Annotated in this window: 14 protein-coding genes; 8 read left to right on the forward strand and 6 right to left on the reverse strand. The window is 56.0% G+C overall.

Features of this window, described 5'->3' with window-relative positions:
- The first annotated feature begins 3 nt into the window (after positions 1-3).
- From GA0071314_RS06000 to GA0071314_RS06025, 6 genes are all read left to right on the forward strand, one after another.
- On the forward strand, positions 4-1,362 hold the full coding sequence (locus tag GA0071314_RS06000) for a DUF4123 domain-containing protein (protein ID WP_074395804.1): 1,359 nt from the start codon (positions 4-6) through the stop codon (positions 1,360-1,362).
- Complete coding sequence (locus GA0071314_RS06005; protein ID WP_074395805.1) at positions 1,359-3,263, forward strand: hypothetical protein; 1,905 nt, start codon at positions 1,359-1,361, stop codon at positions 3,261-3,263. The genes GA0071314_RS06000 and GA0071314_RS06005 overlap by 4 nt, the downstream gene beginning before the upstream one ends.
- A gap of 9 nt (positions 3,264-3,272) precedes the next feature.
- The gene (locus GA0071314_RS06010) at positions 3,273-4,178 is read left to right on the forward strand and encodes a hypothetical protein (protein WP_074395806.1); all 906 of its coding nucleotides are present in this window, start codon (positions 3,273-3,275) and stop codon (positions 4,176-4,178) included.
- Positions 4,175-4,438 carry a PAAR domain-containing protein gene (locus GA0071314_RS06015; protein ID WP_074395807.1) on the forward strand — a complete coding sequence of 88 codons (264 nt, stop codon included), beginning with the start codon at positions 4,175-4,177 and terminating at the stop codon, positions 4,436-4,438. The genes GA0071314_RS06010 and GA0071314_RS06015 overlap by 4 nt, the downstream gene beginning before the upstream one ends.
- A gap of 103 nt (positions 4,439-4,541) precedes the next feature.
- Positions 4,542-5,390: a hypothetical protein gene (locus GA0071314_RS06020; RefSeq protein ID WP_082934317.1), complete on the forward strand. Its 849-nt coding sequence runs from the start codon at positions 4,542-4,544 to the stop codon at positions 5,388-5,390.
- Positions 5,387-5,650, forward strand: a complete 264-nt coding sequence (locus GA0071314_RS06025; RefSeq protein ID WP_074395809.1) for a PAAR domain-containing protein — start codon at positions 5,387-5,389, stop codon at positions 5,648-5,650. The genes GA0071314_RS06020 and GA0071314_RS06025 overlap by 4 nt, the downstream gene beginning before the upstream one ends.
- 289 nt (positions 5,651-5,939) lie before the next feature.
- Here the strand turns inward: GA0071314_RS06025 and GA0071314_RS06030 are convergent, their stop codons facing one another.
- The 4 genes from GA0071314_RS06030 to GA0071314_RS06045 form a co-directional block, all read right to left on the reverse strand.
- Positions 5,940-7,580 carry a BCCT family transporter gene (locus GA0071314_RS06030; protein WP_074395810.1) on the reverse strand — a complete coding sequence of 547 codons (1,641 nt, stop codon included), beginning with the start codon at positions 7,578-7,580 and terminating at the stop codon, positions 5,940-5,942.
- Positions 7,581-7,724: 144 nt separating this feature from the next.
- The gene (locus GA0071314_RS06035) at positions 7,725-8,762 is read right to left on the reverse strand and encodes a YcjF family protein (RefSeq protein ID WP_074395811.1); all 1,038 of its coding nucleotides are present in this window, start codon (positions 8,760-8,762) and stop codon (positions 7,725-7,727) included.
- Positions 8,759-10,147 (reverse strand): YcjX family protein, encoded by a 1,389-nt coding sequence (locus GA0071314_RS06040; RefSeq protein ID WP_074395812.1) that lies wholly within the window; start codon positions 10,145-10,147, stop codon positions 8,759-8,761. Before GA0071314_RS06040 ends, GA0071314_RS06035 begins: the two co-directional genes overlap by 4 nt.
- A 39-nt stretch (positions 10,148-10,186) precedes the next feature.
- Positions 10,187-11,056 (reverse strand): D-hexose-6-phosphate mutarotase, encoded by an 870-nt coding sequence (locus tag GA0071314_RS06045; RefSeq protein ID WP_074395813.1) that lies wholly within the window; start codon positions 11,054-11,056, stop codon positions 10,187-10,189.
- 129 nt (positions 11,057-11,185) lie between these two features.
- On the opposite strand from GA0071314_RS06045, the gene GA0071314_RS06050 reads away from it, so the two are divergent.
- A complete protein-coding gene (locus GA0071314_RS06050; protein WP_074395814.1) occupies positions 11,186-11,428 on the forward strand; it encodes a GlsB/YeaQ/YmgE family stress response membrane protein in 243 nt (80 codons plus the stop codon).
- An 82-nt stretch (positions 11,429-11,510) separates the two neighbouring features.
- On the opposite strand, the gene GA0071314_RS06055 is transcribed toward GA0071314_RS06050, so the two are convergent.
- The gene (locus GA0071314_RS06055) at positions 11,511-12,101 is read right to left on the reverse strand and encodes a FlgO family outer membrane protein (protein WP_231896519.1); all 591 of its coding nucleotides are present in this window, start codon (positions 12,099-12,101) and stop codon (positions 11,511-11,513) included.
- 4 nt (positions 12,102-12,105) lie between these two features.
- On the reverse strand, positions 12,106-12,783 hold the full coding sequence (locus GA0071314_RS06060; protein WP_074398451.1) for a hypothetical protein: 678 nt from the start codon (positions 12,781-12,783) through the stop codon (positions 12,106-12,108).
- A 318-nt stretch (positions 12,784-13,101) separates the two neighbouring features.
- On the opposite strand from GA0071314_RS06060, the gene GA0071314_RS06065 reads away from it, so the two are divergent.
- Positions 13,102-14,052 (forward strand): OmpA family protein, encoded by a 951-nt coding sequence (locus GA0071314_RS06065; RefSeq protein ID WP_331710476.1) that lies wholly within the window; start codon positions 13,102-13,104, stop codon positions 14,050-14,052.
- Positions 14,053-14,171: the final 119 nt, after the last annotated feature.

Below are 14,171 nucleotides of genomic sequence, written 5' to 3' on the forward strand. Positions count from 1 at the left end.
TCCATGGTAACGGCTGACTACTGGCTGGCCCGCTGCCATGTCATGGCCCATTTCCCCAGCACCCGACGCTGGGAAGAGGACGCCGACGAAGCCGTCACCGTCGCCGCCGTGCTGGCCGAGGATGAAGCCCAGGTAAGGGCGCTATTACAGCAGCAGTGTCACGATGATGGCCTGGGGTTGATACGCCTTGATGCCATTGAAACCCTGCTTCAGCGCTGTCGACGCGAAGGCCTGGTTCAAAGGCTGGTGGAACTGGCCCACACCACCTCGCCACAACAGCCGGTAGCTTATGGCGAGATGCTACCCCTTTTATCGGAGAAAGCGCCCGGGCCCGAACCCGCAGTGACCCTCCCGCCGGTAAACTACCAGGAGATCACTTGGCAAGCGCTGTTTGCCCTCCATCAGCCACCGCTATGGGCGGTCATCGACGGGGTTAACTGCCGGGACGCCATGGCACGCCTTGGCCAAGCCGAGGCCCAAAGCGCCTGCCTCTATGCCTCTACGGATACCGCCACCCAGGCCAATGCCCCCTGGCTGGTACGCCTTGAAGCAGACAGCGACCTACGCGAATGGCTGGAAAGCCTTCCCCAGGATCAGCACTGGGGGATACTCCTGCAATCAAACGCAACGATAAAGCAACTGCGCAGCCACCTGCGCAAGTTCACGATGCTATGGACGCCCGCCAACGATCAGGCCCCGGTGTACTTTCGCTTTTACGACCCCCGAGTGGCGCTGGACATGGGCCAAGCGCTGGAGCCCTGGAAGCTGGCCGCTTTTATGGCACCGATAGAGGCACTGATCCTTCCTGTCTCTCCCCTGATGGCGTTGCCGCCTGAGCTTGAGTTCGCACCCGCGATGGCGCTGGATACCGATGCCAGCGAGGTGCAAGGATGCCTAGTGTGTATCAGCCTTAGCGACGATGCCCGCGCCGTCAACGGCCAGGGGCGGCAGTTTGCGATAGGGCAAGCGGAGTACCAGCATTTTGGCGAGCTTGCACAGTCAAGGGCGAGCCAAGCCCTCGCACGGTCGCTCAAAGAGCGTTACCCCCAGGTATCCGAAGGTGAGCGGATGCGTGCGGTGATCGAGGCCACACAGTTAGGGCAGCGGTATGGGGTGCAATCCAAAAAACAGATAAAAACGCTGGCCATTTGTGTGCTGGAGGTTGGTGCAGACTTTCCCCAGCGTCACCCCGACGCACAGCGAATACTCGACAACGCTAAACTCGCTGGCTGGCGGAAGTGCCAGCTATTAGAAGAGTGGCTACCTCGAGGGCGTATACGGCATGCGCTACTAGCCCCCTATCCACAATCGGGTGAGCATGAAGACAACTATCGGCCCATCGCTGACGAGGAACGTCCATGAGCTATCAACCAAGCATCGAAGACATTGCGTATTTAGCGGAACACCAGCCGGAGCGCTTCTCCAGCCCTGCGACAACGCTAAGATCGATCCAAAATGCTATGCAAGCAGACGACGTTCAGCGTGACGCACTGGAAGCGGCCACGGCCCAAAACCACTACAACGACTTCTTGGCAAATGGTGGGCAACCAATCACGGAAAGCCCGATTCCGCCGGAACCCGCAGACGAAGAAAGCCGTCAGGACCCTGAATTTGGCGCCATGTGCGTTGAGTGTGCCTCACTAACACCTTGTATCGAACAGGTGGAGGTCGTTTGCCACGCCGGTGAGAATACCCGCGTAGTACTGCAAGGAGAAAATGAACTCTCTGCTACGGACTGCAAAATATATTTTGTTGCGGATCAGTTTGTGACGGGCGAGGGAACCTTCGAAGATTTTCTAGCTGGTACGCAGCTCAAGGATGAAGGCCAAGTAACGATCAATCTGGCCAGCAACTGCCCCCATGAGCAGCACACGCTCTATTGGACCGACGAGATTAACGGTACTGCGCTCGCCCCAGGAGCGACCTCCACCGTTGATTTTACGGTGATGACCCAGCCCGTTCCGCCCATCACCCTACCCAGCGTGCTGATGGGGGTGGTCTCTACGAATGAAGAGCTCGCCTTTAAAGCTGCCGTCATGTTGCTGAATGTACTCATGAACCGTACCGCCATGGTAAACGAAGAGCGTTTTCGCATCAGTTATGACGGCACGAACGACTTCCATTTCACGACAGTGACGCTACCGCAGCTAAAGTTCGACGGCTTGGTGACTATCGCGCCGCCTACGATCGATACCCGTCCGGTCGAAAAAAGGGAAGGCCGTATGATCGCCGCAGAACAGAGCATGGGGTCGCGGGTAAGGCAGGTAACCGCACGGCAAGGCTGGGGCATCCACGCTGACCTCACTGTCGTATGTGGTGCTAAAAACACCACAATAACCGTGGGTAAAAGTCCCAGCGAAACCGAGACCCTTGATACTGGTTCCTCACTTCGCCAAGCAGAGAGCCAGCGGCAACAGCAAAACACGGTTGAGCGATTTATTGGCACTCTGACCGAGGCGTCGCAGCGTATCGCCAAAAACCTGAGTGGCACCGAAAATGACGATAGCAAGCTATTCAGCTTCTACACCCGTGGCCCGGAGTTAATGCTGGGCGCGACCACTGAGCAGGTGGAAGAGAGCGGTGGCCCCGGAACGAGCTGGGAAATTACACCGAGGCTTTCGCTAGCGTATGAGTGTGGGGTGCAGCTCGATATCTACGAAGCATTGAAAATAGCCGCCAGGGGAACCGGCGGTGGCGCCGCGCTCGTCACGTTTCTGGAAAGTGTTGAAGGTGGCTTTAATGTGTATTTTGCCGAAGGCCAGTTGATGCCCGCTTTATTCATGGAGGTTGGGTTGGGTGTTGGCCCCGAGGGTACGGAAAATATGCTTCGTGCCACCTACAACGTACAAGTCAACGCCTTCGAGCAACCGGAAGGGCAGGTGAGCATCACCCTAAGCGCCCTGGTCAGCGGCGGCATGATGGGGTACTTCGACAGCCTGTTCACCGAGCGAACCGTATTCAAGTACGGCGTTCAGGTGGCAACCAGCGGCAGTATCACAATTGCCATCGAAAACGGCCAATGGGGTTACCAGCTTTCCCATGCCGGTGCGATGCTCAGTGTACAGGGGTATAAAAAGGCGGATGTAGAGTCAGGTGGGAATGAGCCAGTTGCTGGTGGTCGTAGCCGACAAGCCCAGCACAGCAGTTCCCAAGTGGTTGAGACGGACGACGGTACTCGCTGGCAAGAAGATGGTGAAACCCATCGCTACCGTTTGGCCGATAGCTGGACGGGAACGTTTCATCCATTTAACAACGCAGGTTAAAGGCATCACATGAAATTACTTATTACTTTCGTTTTATCGGTATTGCTCAATATGGGGGTACAGGCAATGGCACAGGAAACCGAGTATCAGTTTGGCGTACGCTGGAGCGTTAATGGCTTAGCCTCTTCGATTGACGTACAAGATATTATGTTAGATTTCTCCGGCACGTCGAGCAATCGGGATACTCTTCTGCCCATTTCTCAATACATCAAAAATGGTAAGAATACGGTCAAGTTATATACGTGGCCGCTTGAATATGAGTCTGATCACGAGCTACGAGTATCGTTACTTTATTGGGAGCCGGGTGACAACCCTAACACCGATGCGAAAACTGCTTTTGAAGTTGTCATGATGCCTGGTCAGGATAATGCAGAACCCGAAGTCATTTCTATAGAGCCAGAAGCCCCTTTACAGCCACGGCAAAACGGTATTCGTTTTAATCGTAACGAGGATAACGATACATTGGAAGTCGCGTTCAATAACCGCCAGCAGATGCCCACATGGTGCTGGGAAGAGGGCGATGTTCTAAAGGATAACGACGCTACCCGCGATAGCTTGACCCGCGAATACCGCCGACTGCATGCGCTGTTTGCAGCGGGCGATAACGATGCCCTGTTAGCGGCTGCGTCGACAAGGACAAAAGAACTTGCCCTGGCTTCGGGTACGCCGGAAGACTACGTGCGTCACCGGTTCAGCTACACCATGTACTTCGATAACCCGGATATCTACCAGTTAAATGATTTTCCCGAAGAGCCCATGACGTTGAACTTAGGAGCAGATAATCGCGTGGCATGGCTAACAACGGAAGGCGTCCAAGTCCCGATAAGGTTTAATCATATTCAAGAGAATGATGTTTCAAGCCGAGTAAGGCCTTACTTCATTCGCCGCGATGGCCAGTGGGAAATCTGCCGATGAAACCCATCGCACGCAAAGGCGACCTGCACTGCTGTCCGATTCCCGGTCACGGCACTACGGAAATTGTCTCCGGTTCGCCCTCTCAGGTAGAGGGCCAGCCCGTGGCGCGGGTGGGTGATAAAACCGGCTGCGGCGCCACCATCATCGAAGGTTCCAGCCACTCCAACCACGATGGTAAGCCCACCGCCTACCTGGGCTGCAAAACCGATCATGGTGGTGAGATTATTACCGCATCGAGCAGTGCCAAGGTGGAGCCTTAAAGGGTCGTGTCAGTTTATAGAGTTGGCCAAGGCATTTGATAGCATGAAGAAATGGATAGCTCACGGTTGGCTTGTTGCGCTGACACTTACTAGTGCACCAGCTATGGCACAGGAAACCGAGTATCAGTTTGGCGTACGCTGGAACGTCAATGGATTAGCCACCGGTACGCACATCCAAGATATTCTACTCGACTTCAAAGGCGAGCCTAGTGCGCAGAATACGATGCTGCCAGTCACTCAGTATGTGCGTAATGGACGTAACGAAATTCAATTTTACGCTTGGCCAGTGCCTTTTGCAGAGGGGCATGAGATACGACTCTCTATGGAGTATTGGGAGTCAGATCAAAACCCGAATACGGAGGCTAAGACCGCTTTTGAAATCATGATCAAACCGGAGGAAGAGGATGTAGAGCCTGAAGTCGTATCAAGAGACCCTAACGCCCCCCTGCAACCAGTAGAGAATAGTATTCGGTGGGAGGATCATGTTGGTCACTTCAGGTTGCATGTGCCGTTCCAAAACCGTCAACAGATGCCCACTTGGTGCTGGGAAGAAGGCGATGTTCTAAAGGACAACGACGCTACTCGCGATAGCCTGACCCGCGAATACCGCCGACTGCATGCGCTATTTGCAGCGGGCGATAACGATGCCCTGTTAGCGGCCGCGTCGACAAGGACAAAAGAACTCGCCCGGGCTTCGGGCACCCCCGAAGACTATGTGCGGGATCGGTTTAGCTACAGTATGTATTTTGACAATCCTGATATTTACCAGTTAGACGATTTCCCCGAAGAGCCTATGACGCTAAACCTGGGAGCAGATAATCGCGTGGCATGGCTGACCACAAAAGGGGTAAGTGAACCCATTCGTTTTAATAATGTTTCACAGGAAGGTCGTGCTAGCTACGTAAGTCTCTACTTCACCCGCCGCGATGGCCAGTGGGAAATCTGCCGATGAAACCCGTTGCCCGCAAAGGCGATCTACACCGCTGCCCCATCCACGGTCATGGCACTACGGAAATTGTCTCCGGTTCGCCCTCTCAGGTAGAGGGCCAGCCCGTGGCGCGGGTAGGTGACAAAACCGGTTGTGGTGCCACCATCATCGAAGGTTCCAGTCACTCCAACCACGATGGTAAGCCCACCGCCTACCTGGGCTGCAAAACCGATCATGGTGGCGAGATTATTACGGTGTCGAGCAGTGCCAAGGTGGCGCCTTAATGCATCGCATCATTTTATTGAGTTACTGAAGATCGGAAACTGGTGTAACGACGGATATGTTTATCGCGCGTTATGAGCAAAATTTGGCATCATCTAGCGGAAGGCGAGATATTGGTACCCTTTGAATATCAATCAGTGAATACAGATGCGCCTTGGCCTGTTTTTACCGATTCAGACGGCAGGGAAAAGCGCTATCCGGATGATTTTAGACAATGACGGCTAATGTGCGGCGAATGGGGTTAGCCTCGGAGGAGCTTCCGAGGCTAACCCCTTTTTGAATGGTGGAATCTCAACTGCGTAAGTGCCGCAATTCCCCATTGAGCGCTTTGATGATTGAGTAGCACATCAGCAGCATCACGATGGAGAACGGAATCGCCGTGGCGGTTACGCCCGCCTGAAGCGCTGTCAGACCACCCCCGATAAGCAGCACGATCGCGATGAGACCTTCCACGACCGCCCAAAACATCCGCTGAGGACGGGGCGCGTCGATCTTACCGCCCGCGGTGATGGTATCGATCACCAGGGATCCAGAATCCGAGGAGGTGACAAAGAAGATCAATGCCAGAATGATGCCTAGGGTCGACATCAGCCCCGTCAGCGGCAGCTCGTTGAGCATGCCGAACAGCGACAGTTCAGGCCTATAATTGTCGATTACATATTCCTTGACCAGACTACTGGCTGGGTTGGCATAGAGCTGATCAAGCGCGGTGGAGCCGAAGACGCCCATCCAGATAAAAATAAACAGACTGGGTACCAGCAGTACACAGAGCACGAATTCGCGCACCGTGCGGCCCTTCGACACTCGAGCGATAAACATGCCCACGAAAGGCGCCCAACTGACCCACCAGGCCCAGTAGAAAATTGTCCAGGCCTGACGATAGTCATCATCGTCCCGACCGAAGGGCGCCGATAAAGGCATAAACTCAGTCACATAGGTCGAAAGCCCCGACCAGAACCCGCTTAGGGCGATCAGCGTAGGGCCTGCAAACAATACGAAAAAGAAAAATAATACGGCCAGGACCATATTGATCTCGGAAAGCTTCTTTACGCCTCCCTCGAGTCCGCGCCAGACCGATATCATGGCAACCGCCGTCACCAGCAAGATGACGATGACCTGGGTCGTCGTGCTAACTTCCAGGCCGAAGACGAAGTTCATCCCCGCATTGGCCTGCTGAGCCCCGAGTCCCAGCGATGTCGCCAGGCCAAACAGCGTGGAGAACACTGCCAGAATATCGATCACATGGCCCCACCAGCCCCAGACGCGTTCGCCGAGGATCGGAAAAAACGCCGAGCGAATCGAGAAGGGCAGGCCCTTGTTATAGGTAAAGATGCCCAAGGCCAGCGCCATGACCACGTACACCGCCCAGCCATGGATCCCCCAATGCAGGTAGGTGCCGGCAAGTCCCATGGCGCTGGCCTCGCCGATTGCGTCAGGATTCAGCTCTCCATCGGCGTTGAAAGGGGATTCAATCCCCAGCGGCAGAGAGACGTTGGCATGATAAACCGGTTCCAGCACGCCGAAAAACAGCAAGCCGATACCGATACCAGCGGTAAACAGCATCGCGAACCAGGACAGGTAACTGTGCTCCGGACGGGCATCGGGCCCGCCTAGCCTTACCGACCCGTAAGGCAGCACGACCAGCGCCAGGCAGAACACAATGAAGAAATCCACCAGGATCATGAAATACCAATCCAAGGTGCCCGTAGAGAAGGCGACGATGGACTGGAACAGGTTTCCTGCACGTTCTGGAAATAGCAGAGTGAGGACAATGAAGATGACTGAGGCAAGCGCAGATACTAGGAAAACTCGGTTGTGAATATCAAAACCAAAAGGGCCGAGCTGCCCCTTGATATTGTCCTGGCCGACGACATAGTCGGTCTGCATGTCGTTCGCCCCAGGAGCAGGCTCGGACTCGTTCGAGTGATTCATAAAATACCTCTTCTAGTCGGTCAGAAGATGCTGCGTTGAAACACCATCATGGCGCTAACTAGCGTTGAATCCTAACTTGTTGCCAACGCAGCGGTATTATGGACGGTTTCGAACTACCCTGTTATCGCAGGTTTTATGTCGAGGTTAGTGGTCCTGCGAGCCCGCTTCCTTGTCGAGCCGTTTGATTTGCCGCCACAGGTCCTGACGCAGGTCGGCAAGCCTGGGCTGTTCATCGTGGGTGAACGCTACGGGGCGGCATAGCCGCTGGGCGCGCAGCCCCAAGCGGGCGCTAAGTAGCCCGGTGGCGAGTCCCTGGCCAGCGCGTGCGGAAAGGCGGCTGGCCAAGTCCAACGACAACATGTCCATACTGGCGTCGGTGACCAATTCGCTCGCCCCGGCAAACGCCATGTTGTGCAAAACGTGGCGGAATAGCCGCAGGCGGCTGGCGTATCCCAGTTCCAATCCATAAAGCCGACATAGTCTGTCCACCATCGCGAGACTGCGCCAGGCGACCAGCGCCATATCGACCAGCGTTAATGGGCTTACCGCTACCATAATGGCGGTTTCGCCGGACATTCGCGTGATTAAACGCTGTGCCTCGCGGTCACGTGGTGCTAGCAGGTGATAGCGCAGCAATGTCTGGATCTCTACGCCACTATGGTGAGGCTGGCAGGCGTGTTTAAAAGCTTGCCAGTGTGGGTCGTCATCGGCCAGTTTGAGTTGCCGCTTGAGTTGCTCAGCCATGCTCTGAGCCTGCTTGGTCGAACGTTCGGGCAGTTCGGCCAAGTCGCTACGCAGTCGGTCGTGGCGCTTTAGGCGGCGAAGACGGCCGAGTTCTTTAAGCAGTGATATCCCGCCCAGGCCAATCAACCCAATGCCAAATACCTGCCAGGCCACCGTCATCCATTGGGATTGCCTTAGGGCCTCGGGGATGCCGGTGACAAACTCAAGAACCCCCAGGGTTGCGCCACCTGCCAGCGCCAACATAAGTCCCCAGCGACGTTTGCGCGGCGCGCCCAGCCGAGCCTCGGGGAGGGCTTTTTCCTCGGCAGTGGGGGGCAGGGGCTGGTGATGGTCGGTAGGCGCAAACGTTTCGCGCTGGCGAAGCTCGACATCAGGGCCATCGCGGGTTTCCATGGGTTCATCAAGGTTGAAGTGCCGACGTGGCTGTGGGGTGGTCATGTGAGTTTATCTCCAATCAGCCAGTCGATGGCGGCGTCCATGCGGATGTGGGCAAGCGCGTCAGACTCAGTGTCCATGGGGCGAAAGCTGGGAAAGTCAAAGCCTTGCTGTTGCCAAAAATCGGGCGTTGGCAAGCGGGGCGGCACATCGCCGGGATACACCAGAACGTCTTCACCCTCAAGGGTTGTGCCTCTCAAAGCAGGCGAGCGCTTACTATTGTGCACCACTTCACGCGCCTCGGTAGCGCGAATGGCGGCCAGCGAGAGCGCCTTGACGGGCACGTTGGCAAACCGTAAATCCTTAAGCGGCTCGGCTAACAAGGCTTCGAGCAACTGCACAACATGGCCATGCTGCTCGGGCGTGACATGATCCGCTTTGGTGGCCGCAATGGCCAGCCTATCGATTTTGGGCGCAAATAGCCGGGATAGCAGGCTGCGCTTGCCGTAATCAAAACTTTGCATCAGTTGGCTTAGCGCCTGGGAAAGATCTTCGAACCGCTCAGGCCCGGCATTAAGGGCGCCCAAAACGTCCACCAATACAATTTGGCGATCAAAGCGACGGAAATGGTCGCGGTAAAAAGGCCGTACCACCTGCTGCTGGTAATAGCGAAAGCGCGCCGCCAAGGTGGCATACACACTGTCAGGCGGTAGTGCGTCAAGTTCCTCTTTGGGCATAGTGAGCTGGGGCAGCGGGAAAAACTGCAAGACCGGCGCGCCGTCGAGTTCACCCGGCAATAGAAAACGCCCCGGCTGAAGGTTGGAAAAACCTGCTTGCTTTGCGCGCCTTAGGCCCTGTGCGTAAGCCTCAGCAAGGCTTGCCAATTGCGCTTCGTCCGCCTCGGCAGCAGGGTCGAGGTTTTCTACCTCGGCAAGCCATTCGCTAAATAGCCCACGGCGTTGATCGCCTGAGTGCTGCGGCTGGGTCTGGCACCAGCTGTAAAAATCGTGCTGTAACAGCGGTAAATCGAGCAGCCACTCGCCGGGGTAGTCGAATAGGTCCAGTGTCAGATGGGCAATGTCCGGCGAAAGCCAGCCCTGCTGAGCGGGTCGATAGCGTAACTGCAAGCGCAGTTCGCTAATTCCCCGGGTAGGCTCAGGCCAGCGGGGCGGGGTATCGCGTAGCGCGGCCATCCCCGGGTCGTAGGGAAAGCGCGGTACGCCTAGGTCCGGCTGATTTAGTCGTTGTGCGCCGAGTAAGCGCCCTTCGCGTGCCGCCGGTAGTAGGTCTAATTGAGCCTCCACTCCCGCGTGGCGAAGCTGATTCACCAGCGAGGTCAAAAAGGCTGTTTTGCCGGCTTGGGAGAGACCGGTTACCGCCAAGCGAAGCTGGCGATCCCGGCCACGTTCTATCAGGTTACTCAGCTCGCGACGTAACGGCTGGCGCATGGCGCGATGTCCTCAATTAAGGGTAGGAATGCCGTGGCGCTACGCTCTGCTTAATGTGGTGCCTAATAAATGCTGAGCACCGGGAACTAGCCATACTGGGTCTAATCGGGTATTCGCAGCTTCTACACACACAAAACGTTTGGCAGCGTCGATGGAGGTATCGGCGGGTGGCTGCTGATCCGGGTGCCATACTACAGTGGAATCGCTCGACTGTTTGCCGATGCGCAGTGTGCGCGGGCCGTCGTGGAGCATAACGGCTTCATTGGAGTGATAGATGCGATCTACTGCGCCACGAATCGCCAGCGTGCCTTGCTGCTCGCTTTCCGCAAAGTCACGCAGCTTGTCGAGATAGCGTGCCCCGGTTAACCCTTCCAGGCGACATTGATGTGCATCATCGACCGCCAAATACGAATGCAGTGCGCCACTCACCTTAACCGGGGTGTCGCCGATGTTTTCGCTGATCAATTCGACGGCCAGGCGCTGTGCATTGGCTTGGATAATTGCGCGTACCGTCAGTTGCGAATGCAACCGTTGGGTTGGGGATAGGTGGAGCTCGATCCCTTCGGCATGCTCATCCGCCGCTTCGAGTCGCCACTCAGCGTGGCGTGCCAAACCATGGAAGGTGCCGCTGCGGTCAGGCGTTTCGTCAGCGTAGCGCTCATCGGCGAACCACGGCCAGCAAAGCGGAATGCCGCCACGGATGGCGCCCGGCATCGGTTGCGGTGTGGGGGTTACCCACAGCCAGCCACGGTCCTGTGGCGGGCGAAAGTGCAGCACCTGAGCACCCTGCAGCGATATAATCAATTCACCCCAGGGGGCGTTGAACAAGACAAGCTCGCGTCCTTGCCAGTGAGACGTCTGTTGGCCGTCTACACCGTCAAGCAATTGCTGGAGGGTGTCGGGAATCATGGGCAATCCTTTTTCAGCAGGGCCACTATCAATCAATGAATATTAGCGCGAGACCTTAACGCTGTGTGCTATGTTAGAACAAGCAAGTAAACAGCGTAAAATTAACCACACGTACAGAAAGGAGGCGACATGGGTTTTATTGCTTGGTTAATTATTGGTGGTTTGGCTGGCTGGATTGCCGGCAACATCATGCGGGGCGGCGGCTTTGGTGTGCTGGGTAATATCGGTGTCGGGATTGTTGGTGCCGTGCTAGGCGGCTTCTTATTTAGCCTGTTGGGTCTACAAGCAGGTGGCTTTATAGGATCGCTCGTCACCGCCATTGTTGGGGCCGTTGTCTTACTGTGGATTATCAGTAAGGTGAAGCAGGCCTAAGGTCTTGAGCGATAAGCGACTGTAATACTCTTGCCATGGACCCGCGACGTTAAGCGTCGCGGGTCCATGTGTTTCTGGGCGGTTACCAGCCGCCTTGCCCCTCCAGCAAGCTACGCGTGTTATTGTTAAGCGGCAGCTTGAAATCGGCACTGCCCAATACCATCGCATCACCGGAGCGTACCACCCGCGCGCTGACATAGACATAGTCTTGCCCTTGAGCATAGGTGCCCATCAGAATGGAGCGCGCGTCGTGCTGGGCGCTTAAGCGTTGAACCTCGCGTGATAGGATCAACTCGCCCACGCTCTCTTCGATAAACATGCTGTCGCGCATTTTGACCTCGCGCACTTGCATGCCTTGACGCCCCAGTGCCGACGCCATGAGTTCAGAACTCATGCGCCCTAAGGTAGAGGATTGGCTCAAGTCGTCGATGCTAACAAACGTCGCGGCAATCATGGGGCTATAACGCGTCAGGTCGGGGTTACTCGCCACCATCTGTTCAGCGGCTGCCTGAGCGAGTTCTGGTAGGTCCGGATCGGGCTCTTGCTGTTGCATATTGTTGCCGCCAAGCGAGCTACAGCCTGCAAGGCCAAGTACCAAAAGGCTGACAGTTAACCACTTGGCAGCAGCCAGCGGGCGCGTTACATAAGTAAAGGCAAATGACATCATGGACATCGCATTACCACCTGTCCGTAATCGAGACCGACGGCGTTGACGGTGCGGAAGGAACACGGTCAGGCGCGTATTGACGCCGGTCGCCGCGGTTAATGTAGTAGATGTTCGACGAAGAATAGAGGATATGCTCACCGTCGAGAATCTGGGTGGTGATGATGACTTCTTCTTCGCCAGTGTGCGTCCAGCTGCCGCTGGTGACGTCAGCGGCTATGGCGGCGGGGATCAGGCCCAGGGCAGGTTCAGCCCACTGATTAAGCGGGATGGCGGCCACTGCAATACCACCTGCCAGCGCAGTGAATGCACCAACCGGCGGGCGAACGAAGTCCCGGTCACGGTGTTCGACTACTTCAACGCCAATATGAATTTCGGCGCTGTTAGGTTGCGGTTGGGTGGTAAGATTGGCACCGCGTGAGACTAGCTCACTGGTCAGTAATGTGCGAAAACCGCGGCCAAATTCCCCGCCGCTGTAGGCATGGGGTGTGTCTTGAGATGCTTCAGCTATGTGCAAATCTCGGAAGCGAACGCGCTCACGCTGGAGGATCTGAGTGGCCTCGTGGCGGGCCAATACATTCCAATGATGGGCAGCCTGCATGCGTTGCTGTTCGCTGTACGGATAGGTAGTGGCGATTGGGGCTTGCGAGGTATTCGCGTAGAAACAACCGCTTAGCGCAAGACTCGCCATGCCGATGGCCAGCGGATGTAGCGCCAATGAGGATAAATCGATAAAACGGATGCGCACCGGATGGTTCCTTCTCGCTACGAAACGGCTTTTTGATAGACTAGGCGGCGTTTGATCAACAGCGCGCCAACCTCAGCTGAGCAGACAGCGGTTCAGCGTCTTTAATAACACAGGGTTTGTGCTTTCAGGCACGCATTAAAACCGATAACCGTAGGGTTAGCGTGACATATTGCATTAGATCGGCCACGGGGTTAAAAACTTGAATGAGTAATCACACGGATGCTTGAAGATCACCGCAGCGGACCTCGCCACGATTCGCTTATGTCCCCGTACCGCGAAGACGACAGCGGTAGTGTGTGGATGGTGAGCTACATCGATATCATGACGCTTCTGGTAGCGCTGTTTGTAATCATTATCGCGGCGGCTGATGCCACGAGTCCGGCTTGGTTTGCGTCTGAAACACCTCCTGACCCCGTTTTTCAGTCGCCTGCGCCGCCGCTTGAAGTCCCATTGCCCGAACCGTTGGCGAATGCGCGGGATGAGCGACTTAACCAAGCGACTTGGCTGGGGGGGCCATTGCTGGCCAGTACGATAACGGCCGCTCAAGGGGTGGCCGGACGCCCACCGCGCACAACGAGAGGTGTCCCCCCGTTGCTCGCTATGCCTGACGATATATTAGAACCGTTAGCAGCGTTGCCTGAACCGCGTTTGCCGATGCCCCTGGCCCCTGTTGAGCAACCACCGTTGCCGTTTCCTCTGGTCAATTACATGGTGGTGCTGACGGATAAGCCGCCTAGTAATGTCGAAGAAATCAGCAACGATGCCGTTGATGGCGCCTTATCACTCAACGAACAACTTGACCGTTCAACATATTTACCCGACTTAGAAGGGGTGGAAGTATCCCGAGTTGAAGAGGGTATTAGTCTGCGGGTGCAAGACCAACTGCTGTTTCCTTCCGCAGATGCGGGGTTAACCGATGACGGTAGCGACTTGATCGGCACATTGCTCGATACTATTCAGCGTTACGATGGGGAAGTGTGGGTTGAAGGGCATACCGATAGTCAAACCATTGACACACCCGAATATTCGTCCAACTGGGCGTTATCCAGCGCCCGGGCCATTGCCATTGTGGAAGCGTTGGAAGCTTCAGGGGTGGCAACAGAGCGCCTGCGTGCCGTTGGACTGGCGGCTACTCAACCGTTGGCAGATAACGACACCTCCGAAGGACGAGGGCGTAACCGCCGAGTCGAAGTGGTAATACACGTGGAATAAATGCTGATTTTTCAATTTACTTTCCCTGTCATCGCCAGCGCATAAAAAAGCCCGCCGGGGGAGGCGGGCATAAAGGGCTTGGCTCACTGCAGCTCACTGGCAAAGGGGGGGGTGTACAT

This window comes from Halomonas sp. HL-93 (assembly GCF_900086985.1).
Classification (GTDB): Bacteria; Pseudomonadota; Gammaproteobacteria; order Pseudomonadales; family Halomonadaceae; genus Vreelandella.

Bases quoted from the DNA above. Each gene is read 5' to 3' on its own strand.
- GA0071314_RS06000 (WP_074395804.1), top strand. From the start codon at position 4: ATGGTAACGGCTGACTACTGGCTGGCCCGCTGCCATGTCATGGCCCAT.
- GA0071314_RS06005 (WP_074395805.1), top strand. From the start codon at position 1,359: ATGAGCTATCAACCAAGCATCGAAGACATTGCGTATTTAGCGGAACAC.
- GA0071314_RS06010 (WP_074395806.1), top strand. From the start codon at position 3,273: ATGAAATTACTTATTACTTTCGTTTTATCGGTATTGCTCAATATGGGG.
- GA0071314_RS06015 (WP_074395807.1), top strand. From the start codon at position 4,175: ATGAAACCCATCGCACGCAAAGGCGACCTGCACTGCTGTCCGATTCCC.
- GA0071314_RS06020 (WP_082934317.1), top strand. From the start codon at position 4,542: ATGGCACAGGAAACCGAGTATCAGTTTGGCGTACGCTGGAACGTCAAT.
- GA0071314_RS06025 (WP_074395809.1), top strand. From the start codon at position 5,387: ATGAAACCCGTTGCCCGCAAAGGCGATCTACACCGCTGCCCCATCCAC.
- GA0071314_RS06030 (WP_074395810.1), bottom strand. From the start codon at position 7,580: ATGAATCACTCGAACGAGTCCGAGCCTGCTCCTGGGGCGAACGACATG.
- GA0071314_RS06035 (WP_074395811.1), bottom strand. From the start codon at position 8,762: ATGACCACCCCACAGCCACGTCGGCACTTCAACCTTGATGAACCCATG.
- GA0071314_RS06040 (WP_074395812.1), bottom strand. From the start codon at position 10,147: ATGCGCCAGCCGTTACGTCGCGAGCTGAGTAACCTGATAGAACGTGGC.
- GA0071314_RS06045 (WP_074395813.1), bottom strand. From the start codon at position 11,056: ATGATTCCCGACACCCTCCAGCAATTGCTTGACGGTGTAGACGGCCAA.
- GA0071314_RS06050 (WP_074395814.1), top strand. From the start codon at position 11,186: ATGGGTTTTATTGCTTGGTTAATTATTGGTGGTTTGGCTGGCTGGATT.
- GA0071314_RS06055 (WP_231896519.1), bottom strand. From the start codon at position 12,101: ATGTCCATGATGTCATTTGCCTTTACTTATGTAACGCGCCCGCTGGCT.
- GA0071314_RS06060 (WP_074398451.1), bottom strand. From the start codon at position 12,783: ATGGCGAGTCTTGCGCTAAGCGGTTGTTTCTACGCGAATACCTCGCAA.
- GA0071314_RS06065 (WP_331710476.1), top strand. From the start codon at position 13,102: ATGTCCCCGTACCGCGAAGACGACAGCGGTAGTGTGTGGATGGTGAGC.